The following is a 26,644-nucleotide window of genomic DNA, read 5'->3' as shown; positions in this document are numbered from 1 at the left end:
ATTTGGCAAGAATACTCGCGGTAACCAATCAAAAAGGTGGCGTCGGCAAAACGACGACGGCCGTCAATCTCGCGGCCTGTCTCGCCGAGGTCGGCCAGCGCGTGTTGCTGATCGACCTGGATCCGCAGGGCAACGCCACGACCGGCTGCGGCGTCGTCAAGAGCGAAGCGCTGTCGACGGTCTACCAGATTCTGATTGGCCGATCGACGATGCGAAGCGCCTGCCTGCGAACCGCATTCGGCTTCGACCTGATGCCTGCGAATCGCGAACTGGCGGGTGCCGAGATCGATCTGATCGATCTCGGACAGCGCGAATATCGGTTGCGCGACGCGCTCGCCGACATCCGTGGCGACTTTGACTTCATTATCATGGATTGCCCGCCGGCGTTGAATCTGCTGACGGTCAACGGGCTGGTCGCTGCCGATACCGTGATGATTCCGATGCAGTGCGAGTACTACGCTCTGGAAGGCCTGACAGACCTGGTTGCGACACTGAAGAAGGTGCGTGCCAAACTGAATCCGGTGCTCGAGATCGAGGGTCTGCTACGGACCATGTACGACCCGCGATCGACGCTGACCCTGCAGGTCTCCCGCGAACTGGAAGGACACTTCGGTCCGAAGGTCTATCGGACGATCATTCCACGCAATGTACGTCTGGCCGAGGCACCGTCCTACGGCAAGCCGGTGATTGCTTTCGACCGCGGATCGAAAGGTGCGCAAGCGTATCTCTTGCTGGCGCGGGAGATTCTCGATCGGCAAGCCGGCAGCGTAGGTGCTGTGACCGCGGCGCTTGCAGGGGCTGGAGTGGGGCCATGAAACTGAAAGGTCTGGGGCGTGGCCTCGACGCCCTGTTGGCGGATAACGACGTTCAGAGCAGGGAACAGCAAAGAACGCTGCCGGTCGGTCATCTCCAGCCGGGCAAGTATCAGCCGCGTACGCGCATGGACAGCGCTTCGCTCGAAGAACTGGCGGCCTCGATCCGGGTGCAGGGACTGATGCAGCCGATTCTCGTACGGCCAGTCAGCGACGATCGCTACGAGATCATTGCCGGCGAAAGGCGCTGGCGAGCGGCGCAGATGGCCGGACTGACCGAGGTGTCCACCCTGATCCGGGACATTCCGGACGAAGCCGCGCTGGCCATGGCGTTGATCGAGAATATTCAGCGCGAAGATCTCAACCCGCTCGAGGAAGCGCTTGGCCTGCAGCGATTGATCGATGAGTTCTCGATGACTCACCAGCAGGCAGCCGATGCCGTTGGACGATCACGACCGGCGGCATCGAATCTGCTGCGTTTGCTGCAGTTGGCAGCACCAGCACAGGAACTCCTGATGCGCGGGGAAATCGACATGGGGCATGCGCGCGCCCTCCTCCCGCTGGCGGGTGCGCAACAGATCCAGTTGGCGCAACGGGTAGTACAGAAGGGTTTGTCGGTACGCGAAACCGAACGCCTGGTTCAGTTCGCCCTCAAAGCACCGAAAGAGGCGACGCCGAACAGGCCGGATCGCGATGTGCTGCGCCTGCAGGAGGAACTGGCTGACCTGCTCGGTGCGCAGGTGGCAATACGTTCGAATAAACGAGGGGCTGGAAAGGTGCTGATCGAGTTCGGCGATCTCGATCAACTCGAAGGCATCTTACAGCGCCTGCGCCATTGATGCGCCGCACCATGAAAGCCTGTCCAGGACTCGCCGATCCTGGCTGCAGGGCAGATGCTGTCGAGGAATTCAAACTTTTTTTGCAGTTGCGGTTTGATTCCTCAATGTGAGTCTGGTATCCTGCTCGTGTTTTGGAGGGGCTAGCCGTGCATCCGCAGGTCCGCTGGGTTCTGGCCTGCCAGTTGCTGGTCACACTGGCGGCGGGGCTGCTAGCGGGGCTTGCTCTGGGAGTTGATGCGGCGGTTTCTGCTGGACTCGGTGGCGGAATCGCAATGGCAAGTGCTTTTGCTTATGTATGGCGGGCGTTGCGGCTATCGGGGCAGGTGGATGCGAAAAGAGCGTTTCAGGCCCAGGTGGCAGGTGAAGGTTACAAGTTTGCCGTAACCCTTTTGCTGTTTACCGTGGTCTTCAAGAGCTACGAACAACTCGCAGCCTTGCCGCTCTTCCTGGCCTATGCTGCAACGGTTGTCGTTTATTGGATGGCGCTGCTCAGGCAGCAATAGTCGAACAGGGGAAAAATATGGCTTCGGGCGAGGCATTGACGACGAGTGGATACATTGTCCACCACCTGACCAACCTGACCGTCGGTCACGGATTCTGGACTTTTCACCTGGACTCCCTGATCGTATCCGGCCTCCTGGGCCTGTTCGCTTTCATCGGTATGGCCAGGCTTGCCAGCAAGGCTGCCATCAAAGAGCCGGGCAAGATGCAGACCTTCGTCGAAATGCTGGTCTCCTTTATCGATCAACAGGTCAAGGACACCTACCACGGCAAGAGTGCGCTGATTACGCCGCTCGCGGTCACCATCTTTGTCTGGGTTTTTCTGATGAACGCGATGGATCTGATCCCGGTGGATTTCATCCCCTTGATCCTCGGCATGGGCGGCGTACATTATTTCAAAGCGGTACCGACCACCGATCCGAACCTGACCTTCGGCATGTCGCTGACGGTGTTCGCGATGATGCTGATCATGGGTGTCAAGGTGAAGGGTGTCGGTGGCTTCCTGCATGAAGTGTTCACCGTACCGTTTGGCGCGAAGCTGGCACCACTGAATCTTCTCTTCCGTGTGATTGAAGATGTCGCCAAACCGATCTCTCTCGCGCTGCGTCTGTTCGGCAACATGTACGCTGGCGAGATGGTGTTCATCCTGATTGCCTTGCTGGGCTTGTGGCAGTTGCCACTGGCTCTGCCCTGGGCGCTGTTCCATATCCTGATCATCACCTTGCAGGCCTTCGTGTTCATGATGCTGACCATCGTGTACATGTCGATGGCCAGTGAGTCCCACGGCTAGTGGCCGACAGCCCTTCTTTGTTGCAGGTTTGATTCACGTTGTCTTCGTTTAACCCATTTAGCATGTTTTACTAGGAGAAAGTAATGGAAGCCGCTCTGTCTATGTTGCTTGGTAATACCGCCATCGCCGTCGCCATCCTGATCGGTGCGGGTGCTCTCGGTACCGCTATCGGTTTTGGTTTGCTCGGTGGCCGTTTCCTCGAGGGCGCCGCTCGCCAGCCAGAAATGATTCCGACTCTCCAGGTAAAGATGTTCATCGTTGCTGGTCTTCTCGACGCGGTCACCATGATCGGTGTCGGTATCGCGCTGTTCATGCTTTTTGCGAATCCCTTCATTGCCATTGTCAAGGGCTGATCGCTTTTCGGACTAACTCTTAACAGGAGGTTAGCGTGAATATCAACGCAACGTTGATTGGCGAAGCGATCTGGTTTGGCGTCTTCATCTGGATCACCATGAAATACGTCTGGCCACCGCTGGCCAAGGCCATGGCTGATCGCCAAAAACTGATCGCTGACGGGCTTGCCGCTGGCGAGCGCGGGAAGCATGAACTGGAGCTTGCCGGCAAACGTTCCGCAGATGCCCTGCGCGACGCCAAGGCAAAGGCTGCCGAAATCATTGCTGCTGCCGAAAAGCGCGGCGCACAGATGGTCGAAGAGGCGAAGCTGGTGGCCAAGGTGGAAGCCGACAAGGTGGTCGCGTCGGGCAGGGCCGAGATTGCCCAGCAAGTGGAGCAAGCCAGGGCCGAGCTGCGTGGCCGTGTCGCCGACCTTGCCGTCGCCGGTGCCGAGCGCATCCTGAAGCGCGAGGTCGATGCCAGGGCGCATGCCGAAATGCTGGTCGCGCTCAAGCAGGAACTCTAACATCATGGCTGAACTCGTTACCATCGCGCGCCCTTACGCTGAAGCGGTTTTTCGCATCGCACTGGAAAACAAGGCGCTTGCGGCCTGGTCCGAGCGCTTGTCGCTACTTTCTGCCATCGCCACGGACGAGCAGATGCGTTCCTGCATCGGCAACCCCGAGCTGTCCGCCACGCAGAAGAGTGCGCTCTTCAAGTCGCTGGTTGGCAAGGCGCTGGAAGGCGGCGAGGCCAATCTGATCGAGGTCCTCGCCAGCAATGAGCGGCTTGCCGCCTTGCCGGAAATCGCCGGTCTCTTCGAGGAGCTGAAAGCTGCCCAGGAAGGCGTCAGGGAAGCCACGATCTACAGCGCCTTTCCTGTTGACGATGCGCAGCGCAAGGCGCTGATCGAGGACCTGGAAGCGCGCTTCAAGACCCGGCTGACTGCCGAAGTGGTCGTCGATCAATCGCTGATCGGCGGCGTCAAGATTGTGGTTGGCGACCAGGTTCTCGATACCTCCGTACGCGGAAAATTGGAGAGCCTGCGGTTGGCGCTCAAGAACTAGGAGAATTTCCATGCAGTTGAATCCTTCCGAAATCAGCGAACTGATCAAGAGCAAGATCGAAAATCTTGCAATCAGCGCCGATCTGCGCACCCAGGGCACCGTCGTTTCGGTGACCGATGGTATCTGCCGTGTTTACGGCCTGACCGACGTCATGCAGGGAGAAATGCTCGAGTTTCCGGGCAATACTTTCGGCATGGCCCTGAACCTTGACCGCGACTCGGTTGGCGCGGTGGTTCTCGGTGAATACGAGCAAATCAGCGAAGGCGATACCGTCCAGACCACCGGTCGCATTCTCGAGGTTCCGGTGGGTCCGGAGCTTCTCGGCCGGGTGGTGAATTCACTGGGCCAGCCGATCGACGGCAAAGGTCCCGTAAACAACAAGCTGACCGACAAGATCGAAAAAGTCGCACCTGGGGTCATCTGGCGCAAGTCGGTTTCACAGCCAGTCCAGACGGGGCTCAAATCGATCGATGCAATGGTGCCAATCGGGCGCGGTCAGCGCGAGTTGATCATTGGCGACCGGCAGACCGGCAAGACCGCGGTGGCCGTAGACACGATCATCAACCAGAAAGGCCAGAACCTGATCTGCATCTACGTCGCGATCGGTCAAAAAGCTTCAACGGTGGCCAACGTCGTACGCAAGCTCGAAGAAAACGGCGCGATGGAATATACCATCATCGTTGCCGCTACTGCTTCCGAATCTGCTGCCTTGCAGTACATCGCTCCCTACTCTGGTTGCACCATGGGCGAGTACTTCCGTGACCGCGGACAGGACGCGCTCATCATCTATGACGATTTGACCAAGCAGGCGTGGGCTTACCGTCAGGTTTCCCTGCTTCTGCGCCGCCCACCAGGACGTGAAGCCTACCCCGGCGACGTGTTCTACCTGCACTCCCGTCTGCTTGAGCGCGCAGCCCGTGTTTCCGAAGAATGGGTTGAGAAGTTTACCAATGGTGAAGTGAAGGGCAAGACCGGATCGCTGACGGCCTTGCCGGTCATCGAGACACAGGCGGGTGACGTCTCTGCCTTCGTTCCGACCAACGTCATCTCGATTACCGACGGCCAGATCTTCCTGGACACCGATCTCTTCAATGCCGGCGTCCGGCCGGCCATCGATGCCGGTATCTCGGTTTCGCGCGTCGGTGGTGCGGCCCAGACCAAGGTCATCAAAAAACTTGGCGGTGGTGTCCGTCTGGCGCTTGCCCAGTATCGTGAACTGGCAGCCTTTGCGCAGTTTGCCTCGGATCTCGACGAAGCGACCCGCAAGCAGCTGGACCGTGGCCGTTTGGTCACCGAACTGATGAAACAGCCGCAGTATTCGCCCTTGTCCATTTCCGAGATGGCGATTACCCTGCAAGCGGTGAACAAGGGTCTTTTCGACGATGTTGAAGTGAAGAAGGCGCTTGCTACCGAGAAGCAGATGCACGGCTTCATCAAACAGAAGTACGCCGACCTCGTCACCAGGATCGAAACTACCAAGGATCTTGACGCTGATACTGAGCAGAAGCTCACCAAGGCGATTGAGGAATTCAAGGCCACGCTGGCCTGATCGATCGAGGAGATTGCCATGCCTAGCGGCAAGGAAATCCGAAACAAGATCAAGAGCGTAGAGAGTACGCGCAAGATCACCAAGGCCATGGAAATGGTGGCCGCATCGAAGATGCGCAAGGCGCAGGACAGGATGCGAGCTGCCCGTCCCTACGGTGAGAAGATTCGCCTGGTGGCCGGTAACCTCTCGCATGCCTTGACGGATTATCGCCATCCTTTTCTGACCGTACGCGAGCAGGTAAAGACTATAGGACTGATCACGGTCACCTCAGACAAGGGGCTCTGCGGTGGCCTGAACACCAACGTTCTGCGTCTTGCCCTGACGAAGATGAAGGAGTGGGACGCCGAAGGCAAGAAGCTTCGGGTGACCACAATTGGAAACAAGGGCCTGGGCTTCATGCAGCGCGCGGGCGCGAACATCGTCTCACAGCTCACCGGATTGGGGGATACGCCGCACCTGGAGAAGCTGATCGGTCCGGTCAAGGTTCAGCTTGACGCCTACATGAAGGGCGAAATCGACGTTCTCTACATCGCCTTTACCCGTTTCATCAATACGATGAAGCAGGAGCCGACTCTCTATCAGTTACTACCGCTCTCCGGGGATCTCGTAGGCGGCGAAAGCAATCGCTGGGACTACCTCTATGAGCCGGACGCCAAGGCGGTCATTGATGACCTGCTGGTGCGTTATGTGGAGGCGATGATTTACCAGTCGGTTGCCGAGAACATGGCTTCCGAGCAGAGTGCACGCATGGTCGCCATGAAATCGGCGTCGGATAACGCGAAGAATGTGATCGGCGAACTCAAGCTGGTTTACAACAAGGCTCGCCAGGCAGCGATCACCAAAGAGCTTTCGGAAATCGTTGGCGGCGCAGCGGCTGTCTGACCACGCGATAGTTGATTTATTGATTAGGGATACGACGATGAGTCAAGGAAACATTGTTCAGTGTATCGGCGCCGTGGTGGACATCCAGTTCCCGCGTGACGCCATGCCTCACATTTACAACGCACTCCAGCTCGACAAGGCCGAAGAATCGGAGATGTGCGAGGCCGACCTGATGTTCGAGGTTCAGCAGCAGCTGGGGGACGGCGTCGTGCGCACCATCGCCATGGGATCTTCCGACGGACTGCGGCGTGGCATGAAAGTCAACGACACAGGTGCGGGAATTTCGGTACCCGTCGGCAATGCGACGATTGGCCGCATCATGAACGTTCTCGGCAGGCCGATCGATGAGGCCGGACCGATTGCCACCGAGGAGCGGCGTGAGATTCACCAGCTCGCGCCGAAATTCGACGAGCTGTCGCCATCGGTGGATCTGCTGGAAACCGGGATCAAGGTGATCGACCTCGTCTGTCCTTTCGCCAAGGGCGGTAAAGTCGGTCTGTTCGGTGGTGCCGGTGTTGGCAAGACAGTGAACATGATGGAGCTGATCAACAACATCGCCAAACAGCACTCGGGACTTTCGGTGTTTGCCGGCGTCGGAGAGCGGACTCGTGAGGGCAACGACTTCTACCACGAGATGAAGGACTCCAACGTTCTCGACAAGGTCGCGATGGTCTTCGGTCAGATGAACGAACCACCGGGCAACCGCCTGCGCGTCGCATTGACCGGCCTGACCATGGCCGAGCGTTTTCGTGATGACGGTCGCGACATCCTGTTCTTCGTCGACAACATCTATCGCTACACGCTTGCCGGTACCGAAGTTTCGGCGCTGCTCGGCCGGATGCCGTCTGCCGTGGGCTATCAGCCGACTTTGGCAGAAGAAATGGGCCGTCTGCAGGAGCGTATCACCTCGACCAAGGTGGGCTCGATCACCTCGATCCAGGCCGTCTACGTGCCTGCCGACGACCTGACCGACCCGTCGCCGGCGACAACCTTCCTTCACCTCGATTCGACCGTGGTGCTGTCGCGTGACATCGCCTCGCTCGGCATCTATCCGGCCGTCGACCCGCTCGATTCCACTTCGCGGCAGCTCGATCCCCAGGTCGTCGGCGAAGAACACTACAACGTCGCCCGCGCAGTTCAGATGACTCTCCAGAAATACAAGGAGCTGCGCGATATCATCGCCATTCTCGGCATGGACGAGTTGTCACCGGAAGACAAACTTGCGGTTTATCGGGCCCGCAAGATTCAGCGCTTCCTGTCGCAGCCGTTCAACGTCGCAGAAGTCTTTACCGGCTCGCCGGGTAAGTACGTTCCACTCAAGGAAACGATCAAGGGCTTCAAAATGATCGTCGAGGGTGAATGCGACAATATTCCCGAGCAGGCGTTCTACATGGTTGGCGGCATCGAGGAAGTGTTCGAAAAGGCCAAGACACTCTAGTCTAGCAGGAGCAAATGTCGTTTCCGGGCGCCCTACGCGCCTGGGATACGGCCCAGCAAGGAAAAACCATGGCAATCAGAGTACATGTTGACGTCGTCAGCGCCGAGGAATTGATCTTTTCCGGCGAAACGGACTTCGCGGTCTTTCCGGGTGAGGCCGGCGAACTCGGAATCTATCCGCGGCACACGCCGCTGTTGACCCGCATCAGGCCGGGGACCGTTCGTCTGAAAGTTCCGGATCGCGACGAGTACGAAATGGTTTACGTCTCGGGCGGGATGTTGGAAGTGCAGCCAGCGTTGATTACGGTCCTGGCAGACACGGCGATCCGTGCGCACGACCTCGACGAAGCCAAGGCAATGGAATCCAAGCGTCGCGCCGAAGAAGCACTCAAGAATCGCTCTTCAGAGGTTGGGCTGGCTACCGCCGAAGCGGAGCTGGCGCAAGCGGTTGCTCAGTTGCAGGCAATCAAGAGACTACGCAAACGTCACTAAGTGACCCACTTGTGACTCGTGAAAAAAAGCAGCCGGACGGCTGCTTTTTTTTCTGTCCACGACCTGGAGCGCGGCCAGAGTATTCTAGTTCTAACCCAGTTCCACATGCGCCAGCCTTTTTTCCAGGCGCAAACAGTCATCATGCAACACGTCCACCTCCAGAGAAAACTTTTCGATTTCTCTGCGGCGCACGATGGCTGCGTCCTCTTCAGTCAGGTACTCGGACACACCGATCGCCAACCTCCTGGCAGCGACCAGCTGCCATTGTCCCAAATGCTTCGCAAACTGGAGGCTGCGACGAGCCAGCACATCGCCCAGCATTTGCGACAAATCATGCTCGATATCCCAGCGCAGGTTGCGAAAAACGAAGCCCAGGGTCTCTGCCAGATCCGCAGAGCCAGAAATGGTCGCTGAAGAGAGCAAAGAGGCCTTGTCGGTCAAGGCCAGCGCGGGCGCGTCACCGGGGAGAGTGATGCTGACCGTCGCCGGTGTGCCTGCTGCCCCGGCTTCGAGCAAGCCCTCATCGCCGATCCTGACCAGCAGGGTGCCGCTACCGAATTGCAGGAGAGCGGTTTTTCCAGCAAAGCCGATCAGTCGATCGCGCGCCCAGGCCTCTCCCCGCAACAGGTGATTGACGAGTGCGAGCGCAGGCCGGGCCAGCATAATTCGATCAGGACAGTTGCTGGATACCGGCGATAACCCAGCCCGTCGAACCGTCAAGGGCTTTCGTAAGGTTCCAGACCTCATCGAAAGGTGCAGCTACCGCACCCGCTTCTTCGCGGATCATGCCGTTGAAGCGCACGCTGGCGACGTGCCGGTTGGCATCGGTGACGACCTCCAGTAGCTCGGCGTTGAGCGTTACGACATCCGTTTGCTGCTGCGTTGCCTTCCCTCTTTCGTCGAACTGCAACTTGATTTCTGCAAACATCTCGGGAGTCACGAACTCTCGTATGTCGTCGAGATTTCCTGCGTCGTTGGCAGCCTGCAGGCGAATGAAATTCAGCCTGGCCACCCGCAGGAAGCCGTCCACGTCAAAGCCCGCCGGAATGTTGGCCGACGTCGGCGGGACAGAGCTGACCGGAGGCATGCCCACAGCCGGAAAGCCTTGCTGAGAGTGGCTCGGTAGCGTGGGCGGCATGCCTGCACCTGCCCCGGCATACTGTAGTGGTTGAGAATCCGGGAGCGTCCCCTTGCGACGAAACAGCAATTTGAAGACGAGAACCGCCCCCAGCAACAATAAGGCGATCATCAGGAAATTGGCCATGCCCTCACCCATACCGAAGTGAGATAAGAGTGCGGCAATGCCGAGGCCGGCTGCCAGACCCGCCAATGGACCCATCCAGTTACGCTTGGGTGCTGCTGCTGGTGCAGTCGCGGCAGCAGGTGCTGCCGGCGCTGCATTCTGAGGCGGCGTTGCCTGCCGCTGGGTCACGGTATCGCGCTGCATCCCGGTCGAACGGCCGCCCCCCAGTCTCTTCGCTTCAGCATCTCCGGCCGCAAGACCAAGGCTCAATACACCGACAGCCAGGGCCAACAGAATATTTTTCATCCGTTCATCTCTCCACTCAAAACTTGAAACCAAGGTGCAGGGCGACAACACCCAGCGCCAGATTGTAATATTCGACCTGCTCCAGTCCGGCTTGTTCCATCAACAACTTCAGCGCCTCCTGATCCGGATGCACGCGAATCGACTCTGCCAGGTAGCGGTAGCTCGCCTCGTCGTGGGTAATCATCTGCCCTAGACGCGGGATCACATGGAACGAATAAAAATCGTACGCGGCTGCCAGAGGTTTCCATATCTGCGAAAACTCGAGCACCAGCAAGCGCCCTCCCGGCCTGAGTACGCGTCGCATTTCGGCCAGCGCCTGAGGCTTGTGCGTCATGTTGCGCAGGCCAAAGGCAACCGACACACAATCGAAATAATCATCGGGAAATGGCAGCCTCTCGGCATCGCACTGTACAACCGGGACGATCAATCCCTGGTCGCAGAGTCGATCTCGACCGCGAGCCAGCATGGCGTTGTTGATGTCCGTGAGCCAGATCTGTCCTCGGCCGCCGAGCTTCCTGGCGAAAGCCAGTGCCAGGTCGCCGGTACCGCCAGCCACATCGAGCACACGCCAGCCTTCGCGAACGCCACTCTTGGCGATCGCAAACGCTTTCCAGAAGCGGTGGAGGCCGCCCGACATCAGATCATTCATCAGGTCGTAACGCTCTGCGACAGAGTCGAAGACCCCGGCAACATGACGTGCCTTTTCCTCTTCAGCGACTTCCTGATAGCCAAAGTGGGTCGTATTTCGCTCGTTCATCATGATATGGAGAGGATGAATCGGGTTGGATCAATGCTTGCCGCAAGCGCCGTGGGTCTTGATAGCGAGCGCAGGGATTTCCCTGGGGTCACGGCTGCCGTTTTCCTGCTGCAGGCGCTTCAGATACGCCTGCCATAGCTGGTCGCGATTGACGCCCAGATGGTAGAGCAGATCCCATGAGTACAGCCCGCTGTCGTGGCCGTCCGAAAATACCGGTCTGATGGCATAGTTGCCAACCGCCTCGATCCGGTCAATACCGACGTCGCGCTTGCCAACCTGCAGAACCTCCTGCCCTGGTCCATGACCGCGTGCCTCGGCAGAAGGCGTAAACACCCGCAGGAATTCGTAACTCAGTTCGAAATGTTCACCGCCCTCGAAGCTCAATTCAATGATGCGGGACTTCTGGTGCAGTTTGATCTCGGTGGGGGTCTTCGTGGTTTCGTCCAGGCCGGCCATGGGTGCCTCTGCGTTGATTTGACGACACATCATAACGCAAAATCACTTTGATCACCTCGGCAGCCTGCCATGCCGCGCAGTGCTCGGCGGCGGTCACCCTCAAACAACGATAAAACTCACCCTCTCAAAGTCTGCGCCATCCGCCACCAGGCGTTGTAACCTCACTTGCATCAGGTTTTCCGTGTAGACCTCCAGCAGGCGCTCCGGTCGATACCACCCTGGCGGGAGAATCAGTGTCTGCTCCGAGCCGATGGCCGGAACTGCCGGCAGCAGGAACGCCCGGTGATAGGGATCTTGACGCCCTGGCTCGTAGGTCAGTCCTCGAGCAGCTACCGCCTGTGGTTTGCCAGGCAGAGCGGCGATACCAGCAATCAGACTGCCCCCTTCTTCCTGCATCAGCCACGCCACCTGTGCCAGCAGATGCGAGTTGCCGTCATGCGGGCAGATGGACAGCAGCTGCCCCGGCTCGACTTTCTTGCCGACGACCGAGCGTAGCAGGCGAAAGCCATTCGCGCACTGGTCAAGCACTTCCCAGGTGTCGAAGCCAAAGCCAAGCTGTACCTGGCGAACCTCCAGCATCTGTGTCGGGTCAAGCATGTGGCGGAAGGCAAACAAACTTTCGAATTCCTGGCGAGAATAGATGCTGGCAACCTCCGGCTGCTGGAACTCCTTTCCGGAGATGTGGTAGTGCATTGCCGAAAACCCCGTAGAGACTTTGGAAGTACCTGATGCATTGTGGCGGCGAAACCTGCGTGCAGCGCGCAACATGCACCACGGTTTGTAGAGACGATTGAGCAGTCGATGACACTGCGCAGCAGTGCAATCTTCACCGAGGCCGAGCTGTGCTGGCGGGATTCGTTGCTGCAACTGCCTTTTCACCTGATTGAGCTGGCTCACCAGGCGAGAGGTGTCGAGGCGACGCAGATGTTCTCGTTGCAGGCACTCGCTAGACGCCCGCAAACCACAATCCTGCATCAGGTCGACGACGAAAGGAGGAAGCGGCTCATCCGCCACGGCCGGGTGCATCCCCACCAGCGGCGACCAATTGCTTACCCAGCGACGCACCAGGCTGATGTCAGCAATCGACAGGCTGTAAGGACTTGCCAATTCTGCAAGGAGCAGGCTGATATAAGCGGCAGTACAGTGGCTGCTGCGACCGAGGGAATCGAGAGAATCCGGGACTGGGAGGGTCGCAATGCCCCATTCTTCAGCACTGGCGTAATACCCATGCAGGTTCAGCCACACCCCTGCCGGCAGCTCTTGACGGGCGCGATGGTGCTCGATGATCACCATCCCCGTGTAGAAAATGCAGCGGTGCAGGATCAAGGCGAGTCGTTCGGCATGCACGTCGCTGTCGCTGTCCAGCATCTGCGCACAATGTGAGTAGGCGCGGGCTGCCTTCAGCCAGGTGGCAACGACCTGATGAAAAGTGCTCGCCTCGAAGTCGCCAAGTGGCAGTGCCTTGTTGATGTAGCAGCGGGCGAGTTCCTCCTCGATGAAACAGAGTGAAATACGCGTCTGTTCGAGTAGTTGCAGATACACTTCGCCTTGTGGTGGCGTTTGCAGCAGGCTGTCGAGAAAGTAGTTGATTTCGAGCGCCGCCTGCCGCGAATTGGCCAATGGAAGTCGCGAGAGAATCTGGAAACCGCTCTGCAGGTTGGAAATCTTCATGGGAACCGGGCGTTTGTCAAGAACTGCATTCATGATCTTCTCTGTCTACAGGCTACCGGGTACGCAGGGCGGCGATGATCTGCTCACCCAGTTGCTGGCTATTCACCATGGGTCCAAGATGGCTCTTCGGCCGTTGCGGCATTGCCCAGACGGGCTGGGGAAAATGCCTGTCGTCGCGCCAGCGTGGAATCAGGTGCCAATGAACGTGCGGCGTCTGGTTGCCCAGGCTCGCGAGATTGATCTTGTCCGGCTGGAACAAGGTGCGAACAGCGCTCTCCACGGCAAATAGCACGTTCATGATCTGCATCCTTTCCTTCTGAGGCAGGTCGGTCATCTCGTGCAGGTGCTGGTGCGGAATGATGCGGCAATAGCCTGGGTAATCCGGGTCGTCAACCATGACGACTCGACATAGGTCGCTTTCCCACACCACTTCGCCTTCCGGCGGTTCGCATAGTTCGCAATCCTCAAACTCGTACTCAAGCACTTGTGGTCTCCTTGCTGATCCCAGGGCGCCGATGCGCCATCCAGGGCTCAACAATAAGTCAGGGCGACGGCGAGCATAAGGAACTAGGTCACGGAAGGGGTCAGGGGTTGCAGGGGCAAGGGGGGTGAGGCGGAGGGAAAGGCGCACAACTCCTCCCTCCTGAGCTGAGACGGGGGTCTTCCTAAAACCCAGAATTACAGCAGGACGCGTTCGATACCGCCGTGGTTGGCCCTGGCCACGTATTGCGCCATCCAGTCTTCACCAAGCAGCCGCCTGACCATTTCGACGACGATGTAGTCCGCCTGTGTGCCGGTGTCGTCGTGGTAGCGGGACAGGCCTTGAAGGCACGATGGGCAGGAGGTGAGCACCTTGATCTCGCCGGTGAAATCATCGGAGCGCAGTCGGCTGGCGCCTTTCTCGATCTCCTCCTGCTTGCGAAAGCGCACCTGCGTAGACACGTCGGGGCGCGTGACCGCCAGCGTTCCCGATTCGCCGCAACAGCGCTCGGAGAGATCGACCGGCTGTCCCATCAGCTTGTTGACCACCTTGATGCCCGGTATCGTCCGCATCGGTGCGTGGCAGGGGTCATGGTACATATAGCGGGTACCGCTGACCCCATCGACCCGGACGCCCTTCTCCAGCAAATATTCGTGGATGTCCAGCAGGCGGCAGCCGGGAAAGATCTGCTCGAAGTGGTATTTTTCGAGCTGGTCCATGCAGGTGCCACAGGAGACGATGACCGTCCGGATGTCGAGATAGTTGAGCGTGTTGGCGACACGGTGGAAAAGCACCCGGTTGTCGGTGGTGATCCGCTGCCCCTGGTCGGCCTCGCCGGCGGCCGTCTGGGGATAGCCGCAGCACAGGTAGCCCGGCGGCAGAACCGTTTGTGCGCCGATGTCGTAGAGGATCGCCTGGGTGGCCAGGGCGACCTGCGAGAACAGCCGCTCCGAGCCGCAACCCGGAAAGTAGAACACCGCGTCGCCATCGTAATCCGGTGCGCTGACCTTGATGGGGTCGCGAATGATTGGCACGACCTTGTCGTCTTCGATATCGAGCAGGGCGCGGGCAGTCCGTTTGGGCAGTCCGCCCGGCATGGGTTTGTTGATGAAGTGGATGACCTGTGCTCTGAGCGTTGGCGAACCCAGCGTCGCTGGCGGTTGCCGGGTCTGGCTCTGGAGCAGGTGCAAGGATCTCGCCAGTCGGTAGGCCAGACGCTGCGCTCGGTAGCCCCAGTCGATCATCAGCTTGCGGACCAGCTTGATCGTCGCCGGATCCTTGATCGTCAGAAAGGCCATCGCTGCGGCTTTCGCCGGAACGAACTTTTTCTTGCCCTGTTCACGCAGCAGATTGCGCATCCTGATCGAAACATTGCCGAAATCGATGTCGACCGGGCAGGGAGTGAGGCACTTGTGGCAGATCGTGCAGTGATCGGCGACGTCGTTGAACTCGTCGAAATGCCTGAGCGAGACGCCGCGGCGAGTCTGTTCCTCGTAAAGGAAGGCCTCGATCAGCAGGGAAGTGGCCAGGATCTTGTTGCGTGGCGAATAAAGCAGATTGGCGCGCGGTACATGCGTTGAACAGACTGGCTTGCACTTGCCACAGCGCAGGCAGTCCTTGACCATCGTCGAGATGTTGCCGATCTCCGATTGCTCCATGATCAGCGACTCGGTGCCGAGCAGCGAGAACGAGGGCGTGTAGGCCTTTGCCAGATCGGCACCGGGAAGCAGCTTGCCCTGGTTGAAACGGCCGTCCGGGTCGATCCTCGCCTTGTAAGCGCGAAACGGCCGGATCTCTTCCTCACTCAGGAACTCGAGTTTGGTGATGCCGATTCCATGCTCGCCCGAGACGACGCCGTCGAGCGCCCGTGCCAGCGCCATGATGCGCCCGACCACCGCATAAGCCGCCTGCAGCATTTCGTAATGGTCGGAGTTGACCGGGATGTTGGTATGCACATTGCCGTCACCGGCGTGCATGTGCAACGCGACAAACAGGCGGCTGCGCAGAACCTCCTGGTGGATGGCGACGATACGTTCGCGTACCGGTCGATAGACAAGGCCATCGAAAATCGCTTCGAGCTGCGGCTTGAGTTCGCTTTTCCACGCAACGCGCAGCGAGTAATCCTGCAGGCGATGGAAGAGCGTCGGCATGGCAGCGCGGTTTTTCAGCGCATCGACGTGGATGCCCAGGGCGGCAAACTGCGCCTCGGCCTGCGGCAGGGGTAGATCGAGATTTTCGAGCAGCCACTGCCAGCGTGTCTGCACGCTGGCGACAGCGTCCAGCGCTGCCATTCGCCGATCGCCGATCAGCAGTTCCCTGTCGAAGTCGGCGTCACCGCGATGCAGGGGCAGGTCGCCACGCAGGAATTCCGTCAGCGCAGCGCACAGCGACAGCTTGTTCCTGATCGACAACTCGATATTGATGCGCTCGACTCCATCGCAATACTCGCCCATGCGCGGCAGTGGAATCACCACGTCTTCGTTCAACTTGAAGGCATTGGTATGGCGCGAAATGGCTGCGGTGCGCGAGCGATCGAGCCAGAATTTCTTGCGCGTCTCGGCATCGACGGCGATGAACCCCTCGGCACCACGCAGATTGCACAGACGCACCACTTCCGACGCGGCCGTCATCACCGCCGTCTCATCGTCACCGACGATGTCGCCGATCAAAACCATTTTCGGACGGCCTGCGGTTTCCGCCTTGCGTTTGGCCTTGGTCGCATAGCCGACGGCCCGCAGATAGCGCTCGTCGAGGTGTTCGAGGCCGGCGAGCAGCACTCCGGCCGCCCTGCCGGCACCCCCTGGCTTGAAGTAATCGGTGATATCGACAATCGCCGGCACCGCCTCGCGCACCTGTCCGAAGAACTCCAGGCAGACGGTGCGCGTGTGCGCCGGCATCCGGTGCAGGATCCAGCGGGCAGCGACAATCAGGCCATCGGTCCCTTCTTTCTGGACACCCGGCAGACCGGCCAGGAACTTGTCGGTCACGTCCTTGCCGAGGCCGGCCTTACGAAAACGGACGCCCGGGATTTCCAGGATTTCCGGCGTTCCGTAGAGTGTCCTGCCGTCCTTGCGAAAGCGTCTGACCTCGAAGCGCGCCAGTTCCTGTTCGTGAATCTTGCCGAAGTTGTGGTGCACGCGTGTCACTTCCAGTACGTGACCGCTCGGGTCGATCATCTTCCACCACGCCAGGTTGTCGAGGGCAGTTCCCCAGAGCACGGCTTTCTTGCCGCCGGCGTTCATCGCGATGTTGCCACCGATGCACGAAGCTTCCGCCGATGTCGGGTCGACGGCAAAGACGCTTCCGGCCGCTGCTGCAGCCTCCGAAACGCGCGCCGTGACGACGCCGGCACCGGTACGGATGGTCGCCACAGGGCGGTCACAGCCTACCAGCAGCAGTTCTTCGACGGCGCCGATGTCGATCAGTTTCTCGGTGTTGATCACAACCGACAGCGCCGTCAACGGGATGGCGCCACCGGTATAGCCGGTGCCGCCGCCGCGCGGGATGATCGTCAGCCCGAGTTCGATGCAGTCACGCACCAACGGAGCCATCTCCTCCTCGCTGTCCGGGTAGAGGACGACGAAAGGGTACTCGATTCGCCAGTCGGTCGCGTCGGTCACGTGCGAGACGCGAGCCAGACCGTCGAAGGCGATGTTGTCGCGGCGCGTATGCCGGCTCAGCACTCTCCGGACCTGTGTACGCAGTCGGGCGGTATCGTCGAAATGCTGTGCAAAACGATTGACTGCCGCCTCGGCAGCCAGGATCAACTGCAGCACCTTGGCATTGCCCTGCCGCCGCTTGCCGATTTCACGCAGGCGGTGGCGCAGCGCCTCGACCAGGGCGGTGCGGCGCTCGCGGCTGGCAAGCAGGTCGTCTTCCAGGTAGGGGTTGCGCTGCACCACCCAGATGTCGCCGAGTACCTCATAGAGCATCCGCGCCGAGCGGCCGGTGACACGTTCGGCACGCAACTCGTCAAGCAGCGCCCAGTTTTCCGGCCCGAGCAGGCGAATGACGATCTCGCGGTCGGAGAACGAAGTGTAGTTGTAAGGGATCTCGCGCAGACGTGCGTTCATGGGTACTTCGCCGCCAAAGAGCGCATTCTAACTGTTTGCCCATCAAACGCCGTTTCTGCTGCTAGAATCGGGCGCTTAGCCCAAGGATCTCTTCTCTGCTGCCATGCCCACGGATTACCTCGAAAGAATTCTCAACGCGCAGGTCTATGACGTAGCGATTGAAACCCCACTTGACTTCGCACCCAGCCTATCGGCGCGTCTGGGCAACCGGATCCTGTTGAAGCGCGAAGACCTGCAGCCGGTTTTTTCCTTCAAGTTGCGCGGCGCTTACAACAAGATCGCCCATCTCTCGGCCGAGCGACTCAAGCGCGGCGTGATCTGCGCCTCTGCCGGCAACCATGCCCAGGGGGTGGCGCTGGCGGCAGCCAGGCTGGGCTGCCGGGCGGTGATCGTGATGCCGACGACGACGCCACTGATCAAGGTACAGGCGGTACAGGCGAGAGGTGCGGAAGTCGTGCTCGCCGGCGAGGGCTATGATGACGCCTACACCCACGCTCTGGAACTCGAGAAAAGCGAGAAGCTGAGCTTCGTGCACCCGTTCGACGATCCCGAAGTGATCGCCGGGCAGGGCACGATCGGCATGGAAATCCTGCGCCAGCATGCGAAGCCGATCCATGCCATATTCTGCTGCGTCGGTGGGGGTGGTCTGATTTCCGGTGTCGCGGCCTACATCAAGCGGGTCAGACCGGAAACCCGGATCATCGGAGTCGAAGCCGTCGACGCCGATGCCATGACGCGCTCGCTGAAAGCCGGCAAGCGCGTCCGGCTCGATCACGTCGGCCTGTTTGCCGATGGCGCGGCGGTCAAGTATGTCGGCGAGGAGACCTTCCGCCTCTGTCAGATGTACGTCGATGAAATGGTGCTGGTGGATACCGACGCGATTTGTGCGGCGATCAAGGACGTTTTCGAAGATACCCGTGCCGTGCTCGAGCCGGCCGGCGCTCTGGCAGTTGCCGGGGCCAAGGCCTATGCCAAGGCGCACAGACTGAAGGACAGGACGCTGATCGCAACGGCATCCGGCGCCAACATGAACTTCGACCGCCTGCGTTTTGTCGCCGAGCGTGCCGAGATCGGCGAGCAGCGCGAAGCCGTCTTTGCCGTGACCTTGCCGGAGAAGCCTGGCGCCTACAAGCGCTTCGTTGCGCTGATCGGTGCCCGCAACATCACCGAGTTCAACTACCGTTACAACGACCAGCGTGATGCGCATGTCTTTGTCGGCATACAGGTCGCATCGCGCGCCGAATCGGTGCGGCTGCTCGAACATCTGCGCAAGCACGACTATCCGACGCTCGACCTGACCGATGACGAAATGGCCAAGGGTCACATCCGTCATCTGGTTGGCGGGCACTCGCCACAAATCCAGCACGAGCTCCTCTACCGATTCGAGTTTCCCGAGCGCCCTGGCGCGCTGATGAACTTTCTCAATCGCATGAGCGCCGGCTGGAACATCAGCCTTTTCCATTATCGCAACCACGGCGCCGACTACGGTCGCGTGCTGGTCGGCATGCAGGTGCCACCGAGCGAGATGGGTGATTTCGAGGACTTCCTGGCGAAACTCGGCTACGCGTACTGGAACGAAAGCAATAACCCGGCGTACAAACTGTTTCTCGCCTAGTCCCATTTCAGAGGAGATTTCATCATGCCAATGCACATCGCCGACAAGGTCACCGACCTGATCGGCAACACGCCACTGCTCAGACTCAACCGTCTAGGTGCCGGAATTGACGGCACCGTCGTCGTCAAACTCGAGTTCTACAGTCCCGCGCACAGCGTCAAGGATCGTATCGCTGCAGCGATGATCGATGCAGCGCAGGCCGCCGGCAAGATCAGCTCGGAAACCATCGTTCTCGAGCCGACTTCGGGGAATACCGGTATCGGCCTGGCGATGGTCTGTGCGGCGCGCGGCATCCGATGCTGCTTCGTGATGCCGGAAACCATGAGCCGCGAACGCCGCCTGCTGCTCAAGGCCTATGGTGCCGAACTGGTGCTGACCCCCGGGCCCGATGGCATGGGTGGCGCGATCCGCCGCGCCGAGGAACTCGCTGCCGCCGATGCCCGTTATTTCATCCCGCAGCAATTCGAGAACCCTGCCAATCCGGCGATCCACCGCGCAACGACGGCGGAAGAGATCTGGCGCGATACCGACGGACAGGTCGACATCTTCGTCTCCGGCGTCGGCACCGGTGGCACCATTACCGGCGTCGGCGAAGTGCTCAAAGCCAGAAGACCTGGTGTGCAGGTCATCGCCGTCGAACCCGACGCGTCGCCGGTGCTCTCGGGCGGGGTCAAGGGACCGCATCCGATTCAGGGGATCGGCGCCGGTTTCGTCCCCAAGGTCCTGAACACTGCGATCTACGACGAAGTGCTGCGCGTCAAGGCCGACGATGCTTTTGACATCGCTCGCCGGATGGCGCGCGAAGAAGGGCTATTGGTGGGAATTTCCTCGGGCGCGGCCGTCTGGGCCGCCCTCGAAGTCGCGCGGCGGCCGGAAAATGCCGGCAAGCTGAGTGTGGTGATCATTCCCTCGTTCGGCGAACGCTACCTATCGACCGCACTCTACGCCCACCTCGAAGTCTGAAATCTTGACCCTGGGCTTGCCGGTGAACGGTTTCGACTTTGCTCGTGTCATCGACCGCCGCGGCGGCGATTCGCTCAAGTGGAACAAATACGCCGGTCGCGACGTGCTGCCGCTATGGGTTGCGGACATGGATTTTGCCGCGCCGCCGGCGATCGTCGCGGCCATCGAGAAGCGTGTCGCGCAAGGCTGTTTCGGCTACGCCGTGCCATCGCCGGCGCTCTACGACGCCGTGCTCGGGCACTTGTGGAGCGCGTACGGCTGGCGGGTCGAGGCCGACTGGCTGGTGTGGTTGCCCGGTCTGGTCTGCGGCCTCAACGTCGCCTGCCGGAGCATCGAAGGCGATGTCCTGACGGCGACGCCCGTCTATCCTCCATTTCTCTCTGCGCCGCGATTGTCCGGCCGGCGGCTGGCTAGCGCCGCGCTGTGTCAGAGCGATGGCCGCTGGGGCTGGGATTTCGCGGCGCTGGAAGCCGCGCTGACGCCCAGCAGCCGCCTGTTGCTGCTTTGCCATCCGCACAACCCGGTTGGTCGGGCCTGGGAGCGTGAGGAACTCGAGGCCATCGCCGCATTCTGCCAGCGCCACGGCCTGCTCGTCTGCTCCGATGAAATCCACTGCGGCCTGATCCTCGACGAGGACCGGCAGCATCTGCCGCTGGCGATGCTCGATGCCGACCTTGCCGATCGCAGCATCACCCTGATGGCGCCTTCGAAAACCTATAACATTCCCGGTCTGGGCGCTGCTTTTGCGGTGATTCCCGACGCTGCCTTGCGCCGGCGCTTTGTCGCTGCCGCGCGCGGCATCGTACCGGACGTCAATGTCCTCGGCCTGGCGGCAACCGAAGCGGCATACCGCGACTGCGAGGACTGGCGCAGCGCCTTGCTGCAGGCGCTACGCAGCAATCGCGATCGTGTCGAAGCCGCCCTTGCCGGCATGCCCGGCCTGGCCGTGAGCCATACCGAAGCGACCTACCTGGCGTGGATCGATGCGCGTGGCCTTGGAGTTGCCGACCCCGCCGCCTTTTTCGAGGCCGCAGGCGTCGGTCTGTCGAGTGGCGTCGATTTCGGTCTGCCGGGTTGGGTACGGCTCAATTTCGGTTGTCCACAGACGACGCTCGACGCTGCGCTCGAACGGATGCGGCTCGCCTGACGAGAAAACAGTATCTTCACGATCGCTCCTTCGATAGGCAACGCCGCGGCACACAAAGGGGAAATCCAGATCCACCGGCGAGAGTATACTCCCGGATTCACTGCGCACACCTCGTCTGGAAACCGGCCAACCCATGAGTTCTGTTGCTTCGCCATTGCTCCTTGCCGCCCCCTGCTCGCCAACGACGCTGCCCGCCGCATGGGCGACGCAGCTCGATACGCAGCTCGCCGGCAGCGAGAGCGTCCTGGCCTGGCTTGAAATCGACCTCGACGCCAGCCTGCGTTTCGCGCGCGGCCTGGTGGTGGTGAGCAGTGAGCGCCTGCTGGTGATGCCACCCGGCGGCAGCCAGTGGCAGGGCTGGGCCTACCGGCCGGGACTGTCGCTGTCGCGCCGCGATCATTCCGGGGTGGGCACCCTGGAACTCTGCGACACCCATTCGCTGCTGGCGCACTGGCGCTACACGCTGGGCGCTGACATCGCCGCTGGCCGGCTGGTCGAGCACTTCACGCGCCAGCTCAGCTTTCGGGTCAGCGGTGAAGTGCCGCCTCCATCTTCCGTGGCCCTCTGCCCGAAGTGCGAAACCCCGCTGCTCGAGGGACAGGAAGAATGCCCGGCATGCAGCAAGGAAATCCATGAACCGCCTTCGACCTGGACGCTGTTGCGCCTGACACGCTTCGCCAGGCCCTACCGAGGACAACTGCTGACCGCCTTCGTGCTGTCCCTGCTGACCACAGCCGCAACCCTGGTGGCACCGTACCTGACGATGCCGATGATGGACAAGGTGCTGATCCCCTACCAGAACGGCCAGCCGATCGACCCCGCGCTGGTCGCACTCTATCTCTCGGGACTGCTCGGATCGTCACTGTTCGCCTGGGTGCTCGGCTGGGGACGCACCTATATCCTGGCGCTGGTTTCCGAACGGATCGGAGCCGACCTGCGCACCACCACCTACGAGCATCTGCTGAAACTCTCGCAGGAGTACTTCGGCGGCAAGCGAACCGGCGACCTGATGGCGCGCATCGGTTCCGAAACCGACCGCATCAACATCTTCATTTCGCTGCACCTCCTCGACTTCGCCACCGACGTGCTGATGATCGTCATGACCACGCTCATTCTGGTGTCGATCGATCCCTGGCTGGCGGCGGTGACCCTGTTGCCACTGCCGATCATCGGCTGGTTGATCCACGTCGTCCGCGAAAAGCTGCGCACCGGCTTCGAGCGCGTCGACCGCATCTGGGCGGAAGTCACCAACGTGCTCGCCGACACCATTCCCGGCATCCGGGTGGTCAAGGCCTTTGCCCAGGAAAGCCGCGAAGCGGCGCGTTTCCGGTCAGCCAATATGCACAACCTGGAAGTCAATGACCGGGTCAACAAGGTGTGGTCGCTGTTTTCGCCAACGGTCACCCTGCTCACCGAAATCGGCCTCCTGATCGTCTGGGCTTTCGGCATCTGGCAGATCGCCAAGGATCAGATCACCGTCGGTGTGCTCACTGCCTTCCTCGCCTACATCAGTCGCTTCTACCTGCGCCTCGATTCGATGAGCCGCATCGTTTCGGTGACCCAGAAGGCCGCGGCCGGCGCCAAGCGCATTTTCGACATTCTCGACCATGTCTCCAGCGTTCCCGAGCCGACGCATCCGGTGCACCTGCCGCAAGTCTCGGGACGCATCGAGTTGCGCAACGTCGGCTTCCGCTACGGGACGCGCAGCGTCACCCGCGACATCAATATCGCCATCGAACCCGGCGAAATGATCGGCCTGGTCGGACACAGCGGTTCCGGCAAGAGCACGCTGGTCAACCTGATCTGCCGTTTTTACGATGTCAGCGAAGGCGCCATCCTGATCGACGGCGTGGACATCCGTTCTGTACCGGTCGCCGAATACCGCAAGCACATCGGCCTGGTGCTGCAGGAACCCTTCCTGTTCTTCGGCACGATTGCCGAGAACATCGCCTATGGCAAGCCCGCGGCCACGCGCGCCGAGATCGTCGCGGCTGCACGCGCCGCGCACGCGCATGAATTCATCCTTCGCCTGCCACATGGTTACGACTCGCTGGTCGGCGAACGCGGGCAAGCGCTCTCCGGCGGCGAAAGGCAGCGCATCTCGATCGCGCGCGCGCTGCTGATCGACCCGCGCATCCTGATCCTCGACGAAGCCACTTCATCGGTGGATACCACCACCGAGAAGGAAATTCAGAAAGCGCTCGACAACCTCGTGCGTGGACGCACGACGATTGCCATCGCGCACCGCCTGTCCACCCTGCGCGACGCCAATCGCCTGGTCGTTCTCGACCGTGGCAGTGTCGTCGAGGTCGGCAGCCACGACCAGCTGATGGCTTGCGAAGGCCACTACTACCGCCTCTATCAGGCACAGGCGCGCAACGTCGACACCGAAGACGAGCTACGCAGGATGGAACTCGCTGCCAAGCGCGAGGAAGAACGCGAATGACCGACACGCCAGACTATCAGTTGCGCCGCAATGCTTTCGGCAAGCTCGAATTGATTTCGTCCGACGATGAAATCCATGCAGGCGTGGTGCCGGTGCGCGCTTTTCCGATCAGCGCGCCCGCTGACGGCATCGCCCTGGTCGACCCCTATGGCCACGAACTGGCCTGGATCGACGAACTCGGCGAGCTGCCCGAGGAACTGCGCACACTGCTTGAATCCGAACTCGCCCAGCGCGAGTTCATGCCCGTGATCACGCGCATCGTCAGCGTCGCGAGTTTCGCGACGCCGAGCACCTGGCAGGTCGAAACCGATCGTGGTGCGGCGACGCTGATCCTCAAGGGTGAGGAGGACATTCGCCGCCTCACCCCACCGGCGCTGCTGATCGCCGACAGCCATGGCATTCATTTCCTGATTCCTGACCGTTCTGCGCTCGATCAGCATAGCCGGCGCATTCTCGACCGCTTCCTGTGAGGCAGGCCAGTGTAATCGTTTCGCTGTTCGGTCAGCCAATTGACGCGCGCCACGTTATTCCGACAATGATTCCGATCTGGCTGTCTGCTTGCCTTCCGCCTGTTTCGCGCCGCCGCGCGCCAACCTCCCCGTGCCTGGACTGACGCCATGAAAACGAAAGACATCAAGTTCCTCGAGATCCGCTACCTGCGCGGTCCGAACATCTGGACTTACCGTCCGGTCATCGAAGCGGTCGTCGACATCGGCGAACTCGAAGACTTCCCGTCGAATACCATTCCTGGCTTCCATGACCGTCTGACGGCTCTTCTGCCCTCATTGATCGAGCACCGCTGCAGCTACGGCGAACGCGGCGGTTTTCTGCGGCGCGTCCAGGAAGGCACCTGGCCGGCGCACATCCTCGAACACGTCACGCTCGAACTGCAGAACCTGGCCGGCATGCCCGGCGGTTTCGGCAAGGCGCGCGAGACCTCGACGCGCAGCGTGTACAAGGTGGTGGTGCGCGCCTGGCACGAGGATGTCACGCGCGCGTGCCTCTATGCAGGACGCGATCTGCTGCTGGCGGCGATCAAGGACACGCCTTTCGACGTCGCCGCTACGGTCGCGCACCTCGCAGACATGGCCGAGCGCAAGTTGCTCGGGCCGAGCACCGGTTGCATCGTCGAAGCGGCGACCGCCAAGGACCGCCGCATTCCGGCGATCCGCCTGCTGGCCACCGGCAATCTCGTGCAACTCGGCTACGGTGCCCGTAGCCGACGCATCTGGACCGCTGAATCCGACCGTACCAGCGCAATTGCCGAGGGCATCTCGCGCGACAAGGATCTCACCAAGACCCTGATCAAATCCTGCGGTGTGCCGGTCCCCGAAGGGCGCCTGGTCGATAGTTCCGAAGATGCCTGCGAAGCCGCTGCAGAGATCGGTTTTCCGGTGGTCGTCAAGCCGTCGGATGGCAACCACGCGCGCGGCGTGTTTACCAATCTGATGGCCCGCGAAGAAGTCGAGGCCGCGTATGCCGCAGCAGTCGTTGAGGGCAGCGGCGTCATCGTCGAACGCTACGTGCGCGGCTCGGAGCATCGCCTGCTGATCGTCGGCGGCAAGCTCGCCGCCGCCGCCCGCGGCGAGGTCGCCAAAGTCATCGGTGATGGCCAATCAACGATCAACGAACTGATCGACAGCCAGATCAACTCCGACCCGCGCCGCGGCGCCGCCGAGGAATTCGTCCTCGACATCATCGACCTCTCCGACAATCCGGTTGCCCGGCTCGAAGTGTCGCGACAGGGATTTACCCCGGATGCCATCCCACCGGCGGGTCGCGAGGTCCTGATCGTGCGTAGCGGCAACCATACCGACGACGTCACCGACCTCGTACACCCGGAAACCGCGGCCACGGCTTCGCTCGCCGCCCGTATCGTCGGACTCGACATCGCCGGCGTCGACCTGGTCTGCGAAGATATTTCACGACCGCTCGATGCACAGCGGGGTGCGATTGTCGAGGTCAACGCCGGCCCCGGTCTGCTGATGCACCTCAAACCGGCAATCGGCCAGCCGCGCCCGGTCGGTCGCGCAATCGTCGATGAGTTGTTCCCCAATGGCGACGATGGCCGTATCCCGGTGGTCGGAGTCACCGGCAGTTTCGGCAAGACGACCGTTGCCCGCCTGATCGCACGTCTGCTCTGCCTGTCTGGAAAACACACCGGTCTGGCCTGCAGTGACGGCCTGTTCGTCGACCGGCGTTGTATCGACCAGGGTAATGGTGCGAACTGGGGATCCGCGCACCGCATCCTGATGAATCGCTCGGTCGAAGCAGCCGTCTTCGAAAACGGCAGCGACAGCATCCTCAGCGAAGGTCTCGCCTATGACCGCTGCCAGGTCGGCGTGATCACCAACGTCGAGGCCGCCAAGCATTGTGGCCGTTACTACATCGAGACCCCCGAGCAGGTATTCACCGTCCTGCGCACGCAGGTCGATCTGGTGCTGCCGGCGGGCGCCGCGGTCCTCAACGCCAGGCAGCCGATGCTGGTCGACATGGCGCCGCTCTGCGACGGTGAAGTGATCTTCTTTGCCGTCGACCCCGACCTGCCCAGCCTCGTCGAACACCGGGCGCAAGGCAGGAAAGCGGTATTCGTTCGCAATCGCCAGGTCATCCTTGCCAGCGGTCAGGACGAGAAAGCGATCGTCAGCCTGCAGGGTATTCCGATGACCGACGGTGGGCGTGACGACTTCCAGATCGAGAACGTCCTGGCCGCCAGCGGCGCTGCCTGGGCACTTGGCATCGGATCGGAAATCATCCGTACCGGGCTGGAAACCTTCACCCTTG

At 60.8% G+C, this 26,644-nt stretch carries 23 protein-coding genes and 1 pseudogene; 17 read left to right on the top strand and 7 right to left on the bottom strand.

Annotated elements, in window-relative coordinates:
* Positions 1-2 precede the first annotated feature (2 nt).
* From E4Q08_RS11255 to E4Q08_RS11205, 11 genes are all read left to right on the top strand, one after another.
* Entirely contained in the window at positions 3-815 is an 813-nt protein-coding gene (locus E4Q08_RS11255) for a ParA family protein (RefSeq protein WP_034911604.1), read from the top strand.
* Positions 812-1,651: a ParB/RepB/Spo0J family partition protein gene (locus E4Q08_RS11250; RefSeq protein ID WP_034911606.1), complete on the top strand. Its 840-nt coding sequence runs from the start codon at positions 812-814 to the stop codon at positions 1,649-1,651. The genes E4Q08_RS11255 and E4Q08_RS11250 overlap by 4 nt, the downstream gene beginning before the upstream one ends.
* Before the next feature lie 146 nt (positions 1,652-1,797).
* Positions 1,798-2,154 carry an ATP synthase subunit I gene (locus E4Q08_RS11245; RefSeq protein WP_169070459.1) on the top strand — a complete coding sequence of 119 codons (357 nt, stop codon included), beginning with the start codon at positions 1,798-1,800 and terminating at the stop codon, positions 2,152-2,154.
* A 17-nt stretch (positions 2,155-2,171) separates the two neighbouring features.
* Positions 2,172-2,942: a F0F1 ATP synthase subunit A gene (gene atpB, locus E4Q08_RS11240; protein WP_169070458.1), complete on the top strand. Its 771-nt coding sequence runs from the start codon at positions 2,172-2,174 to the stop codon at positions 2,940-2,942.
* A 101-nt stretch (positions 2,943-3,043) separates the two neighbouring features.
* On the top strand, positions 3,044-3,295 hold the full coding sequence (gene atpE / locus E4Q08_RS11235) for a F0F1 ATP synthase subunit C (protein WP_372703636.1): 252 nt from the start codon (positions 3,044-3,046) through the stop codon (positions 3,293-3,295).
* A 35-nt stretch (positions 3,296-3,330) separates the two neighbouring features.
* On the top strand, positions 3,331-3,801 hold the full coding sequence (locus E4Q08_RS11230; RefSeq protein ID WP_169070457.1) for a F0F1 ATP synthase subunit B: 471 nt from the start codon (positions 3,331-3,333) through the stop codon (positions 3,799-3,801).
* Between the two features lie 4 nt (positions 3,802-3,805).
* Positions 3,806-4,342 (top strand): F0F1 ATP synthase subunit delta, encoded by a 537-nt coding sequence (locus E4Q08_RS11225; RefSeq protein ID WP_169070456.1) that lies wholly within the window; start codon positions 3,806-3,808, stop codon positions 4,340-4,342.
* Between the two features lie 10 nt (positions 4,343-4,352).
* Positions 4,353-5,891 (top strand): F0F1 ATP synthase subunit alpha, encoded by a 1,539-nt coding sequence (atpA, locus tag E4Q08_RS11220; RefSeq protein WP_169070455.1) that lies wholly within the window; start codon positions 4,353-4,355, stop codon positions 5,889-5,891.
* A gap of 18 nt (positions 5,892-5,909) precedes the next feature.
* Complete coding sequence (gene atpG, locus E4Q08_RS11215; RefSeq protein WP_169070454.1) at positions 5,910-6,773, top strand: F0F1 ATP synthase subunit gamma; 864 nt, start codon at positions 5,910-5,912, stop codon at positions 6,771-6,773.
* A 37-nt stretch (positions 6,774-6,810) separates the two neighbouring features.
* Positions 6,811-8,211 (top strand): F0F1 ATP synthase subunit beta, encoded by a 1,401-nt coding sequence (gene atpD / locus E4Q08_RS11210; RefSeq protein ID WP_169070453.1) that lies wholly within the window; start codon positions 6,811-6,813, stop codon positions 8,209-8,211.
* Positions 8,212-8,279: 68 nt separating this feature from the next.
* Positions 8,280-8,702, top strand: coding sequence for a F0F1 ATP synthase subunit epsilon (locus tag E4Q08_RS11205; RefSeq protein WP_034916659.1), 423 nt, complete (start codon positions 8,280-8,282; stop codon positions 8,700-8,702).
* 90 nt (positions 8,703-8,792) lie between these two features.
* Here the strand turns inward: E4Q08_RS11205 and E4Q08_RS11200 are convergent, their stop codons facing one another.
* The 7 genes from E4Q08_RS11200 to E4Q08_RS11170 all read right to left on the bottom strand — a co-directional run bounded on the left by E4Q08_RS11200 (position 8,793) and on the right by E4Q08_RS11170 (position 17,689).
* Entirely contained in the window at positions 8,793-9,365 is a 573-nt protein-coding gene (locus E4Q08_RS11200) for a ubiquinone biosynthesis accessory factor UbiJ (protein WP_169070452.1), read from the bottom strand.
* Between the two features lie 7 nt (positions 9,366-9,372).
* Positions 9,373-10,251 carry a Tim44 domain-containing protein gene (locus E4Q08_RS11195; protein WP_169070451.1) on the bottom strand — a complete coding sequence of 293 codons (879 nt, stop codon included), beginning with the start codon at positions 10,249-10,251 and terminating at the stop codon, positions 9,373-9,375.
* Positions 10,252-10,267: 16 nt separating this feature from the next.
* Positions 10,268-11,008 carry a bifunctional demethylmenaquinone methyltransferase/2-methoxy-6-polyprenyl-1,4-benzoquinol methylase UbiE gene (ubiE, locus tag E4Q08_RS11190; RefSeq protein WP_034916672.1) on the bottom strand — a complete coding sequence of 247 codons (741 nt, stop codon included), beginning with the start codon at positions 11,006-11,008 and terminating at the stop codon, positions 10,268-10,270.
* Positions 11,009-11,038: 30 nt separating this feature from the next.
* Entirely contained in the window at positions 11,039-11,464 is a 426-nt protein-coding gene (locus tag E4Q08_RS11185) for a gamma-butyrobetaine hydroxylase family protein (RefSeq protein ID WP_169070450.1), read from the bottom strand.
* 99 nt (positions 11,465-11,563) lie between these two features.
* Positions 11,564-13,168, bottom strand: a complete 1,605-nt coding sequence (locus E4Q08_RS11180) for a cyclic-di-GMP receptor FimW-related protein (protein ID WP_169070449.1) — start codon at positions 13,166-13,168, stop codon at positions 11,564-11,566.
* Between the two features lie 19 nt (positions 13,169-13,187).
* Positions 13,188-13,619, bottom strand: coding sequence for an HIT family protein (locus tag E4Q08_RS11175; RefSeq protein ID WP_308240111.1), 432 nt, complete (start codon positions 13,617-13,619; stop codon positions 13,188-13,190).
* Positions 13,620-13,813: 194 nt separating this feature from the next.
* Positions 13,814-17,689, bottom strand: coding sequence for a DUF3683 domain-containing protein (locus E4Q08_RS11170; protein ID WP_169070448.1), 3,876 nt, complete (start codon positions 17,687-17,689; stop codon positions 13,814-13,816).
* Positions 17,690-17,792: 103 nt separating this feature from the next.
* On the opposite strand from E4Q08_RS11170, the gene ilvA reads away from it, so the two are divergent.
* The 6 genes and pseudogenes from ilvA to E4Q08_RS11140 all read left to right on the top strand — a co-directional run.
* A complete protein-coding gene (gene ilvA / locus E4Q08_RS11165) occupies positions 17,793-19,304 on the top strand; it encodes a threonine ammonia-lyase, biosynthetic (protein ID WP_169070447.1) in 1,512 nt (503 codons plus the stop codon).
* Positions 19,305-19,334: 30 nt separating this feature from the next.
* The gene (cysK, locus tag E4Q08_RS11160; protein WP_169070482.1) at positions 19,335-20,267 is read left to right on the top strand and encodes a cysteine synthase A; all 933 of its coding nucleotides are present in this window, start codon (positions 19,335-19,337) and stop codon (positions 20,265-20,267) included.
* 4 nt (positions 20,268-20,271) lie between these two features.
* Complete coding sequence (locus tag E4Q08_RS11155; RefSeq protein ID WP_248594847.1) at positions 20,272-21,414, top strand: MalY/PatB family protein; 1,143 nt, start codon at positions 20,272-20,274, stop codon at positions 21,412-21,414.
* Between the two features lie 133 nt (positions 21,415-21,547).
* Positions 21,548-23,860, top strand: a complete 2,313-nt coding sequence (locus E4Q08_RS11150; RefSeq protein ID WP_169070446.1) for a cyanophycin metabolism-associated ABC transporter — start codon at positions 21,548-21,550, stop codon at positions 23,858-23,860.
* Positions 23,857-24,330 (top strand): cyanophycin metabolism-associated DUF1854 family protein, encoded by a 474-nt coding sequence (locus E4Q08_RS11145; protein ID WP_034913575.1) that lies wholly within the window; start codon positions 23,857-23,859, stop codon positions 24,328-24,330. The genes E4Q08_RS11150 and E4Q08_RS11145 overlap by 4 nt, the downstream gene beginning before the upstream one ends.
* Before the next feature lie 147 nt (positions 24,331-24,477).
* Positions 24,478-26,637, top strand: a pseudogene (locus tag E4Q08_RS11140) (cyanophycin synthetase); the annotation flags it as partial.
* Positions 26,638-26,644: the final 7 nt, after the last annotated feature.

Source organism: Candidatus Accumulibacter contiguus (genome assembly GCF_012940005.1).
Lineage (GTDB): Bacteria > Pseudomonadota > Gammaproteobacteria > Burkholderiales > Rhodocyclaceae > Accumulibacter > Accumulibacter contiguus.
Note: the sequence above shows the minus strand (reverse complement) of the source record. Positions and strands in the feature narration are given on the sequence as shown.

What these genes read in the sequence shown, in the direction of transcription:
- E4Q08_RS11145 (WP_034913575.1), top strand. Translation starts at nt 23,857, where the DNA reads ATGACCGACACGCCAGACTATCAGTTGCGCCGCAATGCTTTCGGCAAG.
- atpA (WP_169070455.1), top strand. Translation starts at nt 4,353, where the DNA reads ATGCAGTTGAATCCTTCCGAAATCAGCGAACTGATCAAGAGCAAGATC.
- ilvA (WP_169070447.1), top strand. Translation starts at nt 17,793, where the DNA reads ATGCCCACGGATTACCTCGAAAGAATTCTCAACGCGCAGGTCTATGAC.
- E4Q08_RS11200 (WP_169070452.1), bottom strand. Translation starts at nt 9,365, where the DNA reads ATGCTGGCCCGGCCTGCGCTCGCACTCGTCAATCACCTGTTGCGGGGA.
- atpG (WP_169070454.1), top strand. Translation starts at nt 5,910, where the DNA reads ATGCCTAGCGGCAAGGAAATCCGAAACAAGATCAAGAGCGTAGAGAGT.
- E4Q08_RS11205 (WP_034916659.1), top strand. Translation starts at nt 8,280, where the DNA reads ATGGCAATCAGAGTACATGTTGACGTCGTCAGCGCCGAGGAATTGATC.
- ubiE (WP_034916672.1), bottom strand. Translation starts at nt 11,008, where the DNA reads ATGAACGAGCGAAATACGACCCACTTTGGCTATCAGGAAGTCGCTGAA.
- E4Q08_RS11150 (WP_169070446.1), top strand. Translation starts at nt 21,548, where the DNA reads ATGAGTTCTGTTGCTTCGCCATTGCTCCTTGCCGCCCCCTGCTCGCCA.
- atpB (WP_169070458.1), top strand. Translation starts at nt 2,172, where the DNA reads ATGGCTTCGGGCGAGGCATTGACGACGAGTGGATACATTGTCCACCAC.
- E4Q08_RS11180 (WP_169070449.1), bottom strand. Translation starts at nt 13,168, where the DNA reads ATGAATGCAGTTCTTGACAAACGCCCGGTTCCCATGAAGATTTCCAAC.
- cysK (WP_169070482.1), top strand. Translation starts at nt 19,335, where the DNA reads ATGCACATCGCCGACAAGGTCACCGACCTGATCGGCAACACGCCACTG.
- E4Q08_RS11185 (WP_169070450.1), bottom strand. Translation starts at nt 11,464, where the DNA reads ATGGCCGGCCTGGACGAAACCACGAAGACCCCCACCGAGATCAAACTG.
- E4Q08_RS11225 (WP_169070456.1), top strand. Translation starts at nt 3,806, where the DNA reads ATGGCTGAACTCGTTACCATCGCGCGCCCTTACGCTGAAGCGGTTTTT.
- atpD (WP_169070453.1), top strand. Translation starts at nt 6,811, where the DNA reads ATGAGTCAAGGAAACATTGTTCAGTGTATCGGCGCCGTGGTGGACATC.
- E4Q08_RS11170 (WP_169070448.1), bottom strand. Translation starts at nt 17,689, where the DNA reads ATGAACGCACGTCTGCGCGAGATCCCTTACAACTACACTTCGTTCTCC.
- E4Q08_RS11250 (WP_034911606.1), top strand. Translation starts at nt 812, where the DNA reads ATGAAACTGAAAGGTCTGGGGCGTGGCCTCGACGCCCTGTTGGCGGAT.
- E4Q08_RS11195 (WP_169070451.1), bottom strand. Translation starts at nt 10,251, where the DNA reads ATGAAAAATATTCTGTTGGCCCTGGCTGTCGGTGTATTGAGCCTTGGT.
- atpE (WP_372703636.1), top strand. Translation starts at nt 3,044, where the DNA reads ATGTTGCTTGGTAATACCGCCATCGCCGTCGCCATCCTGATCGGTGCG.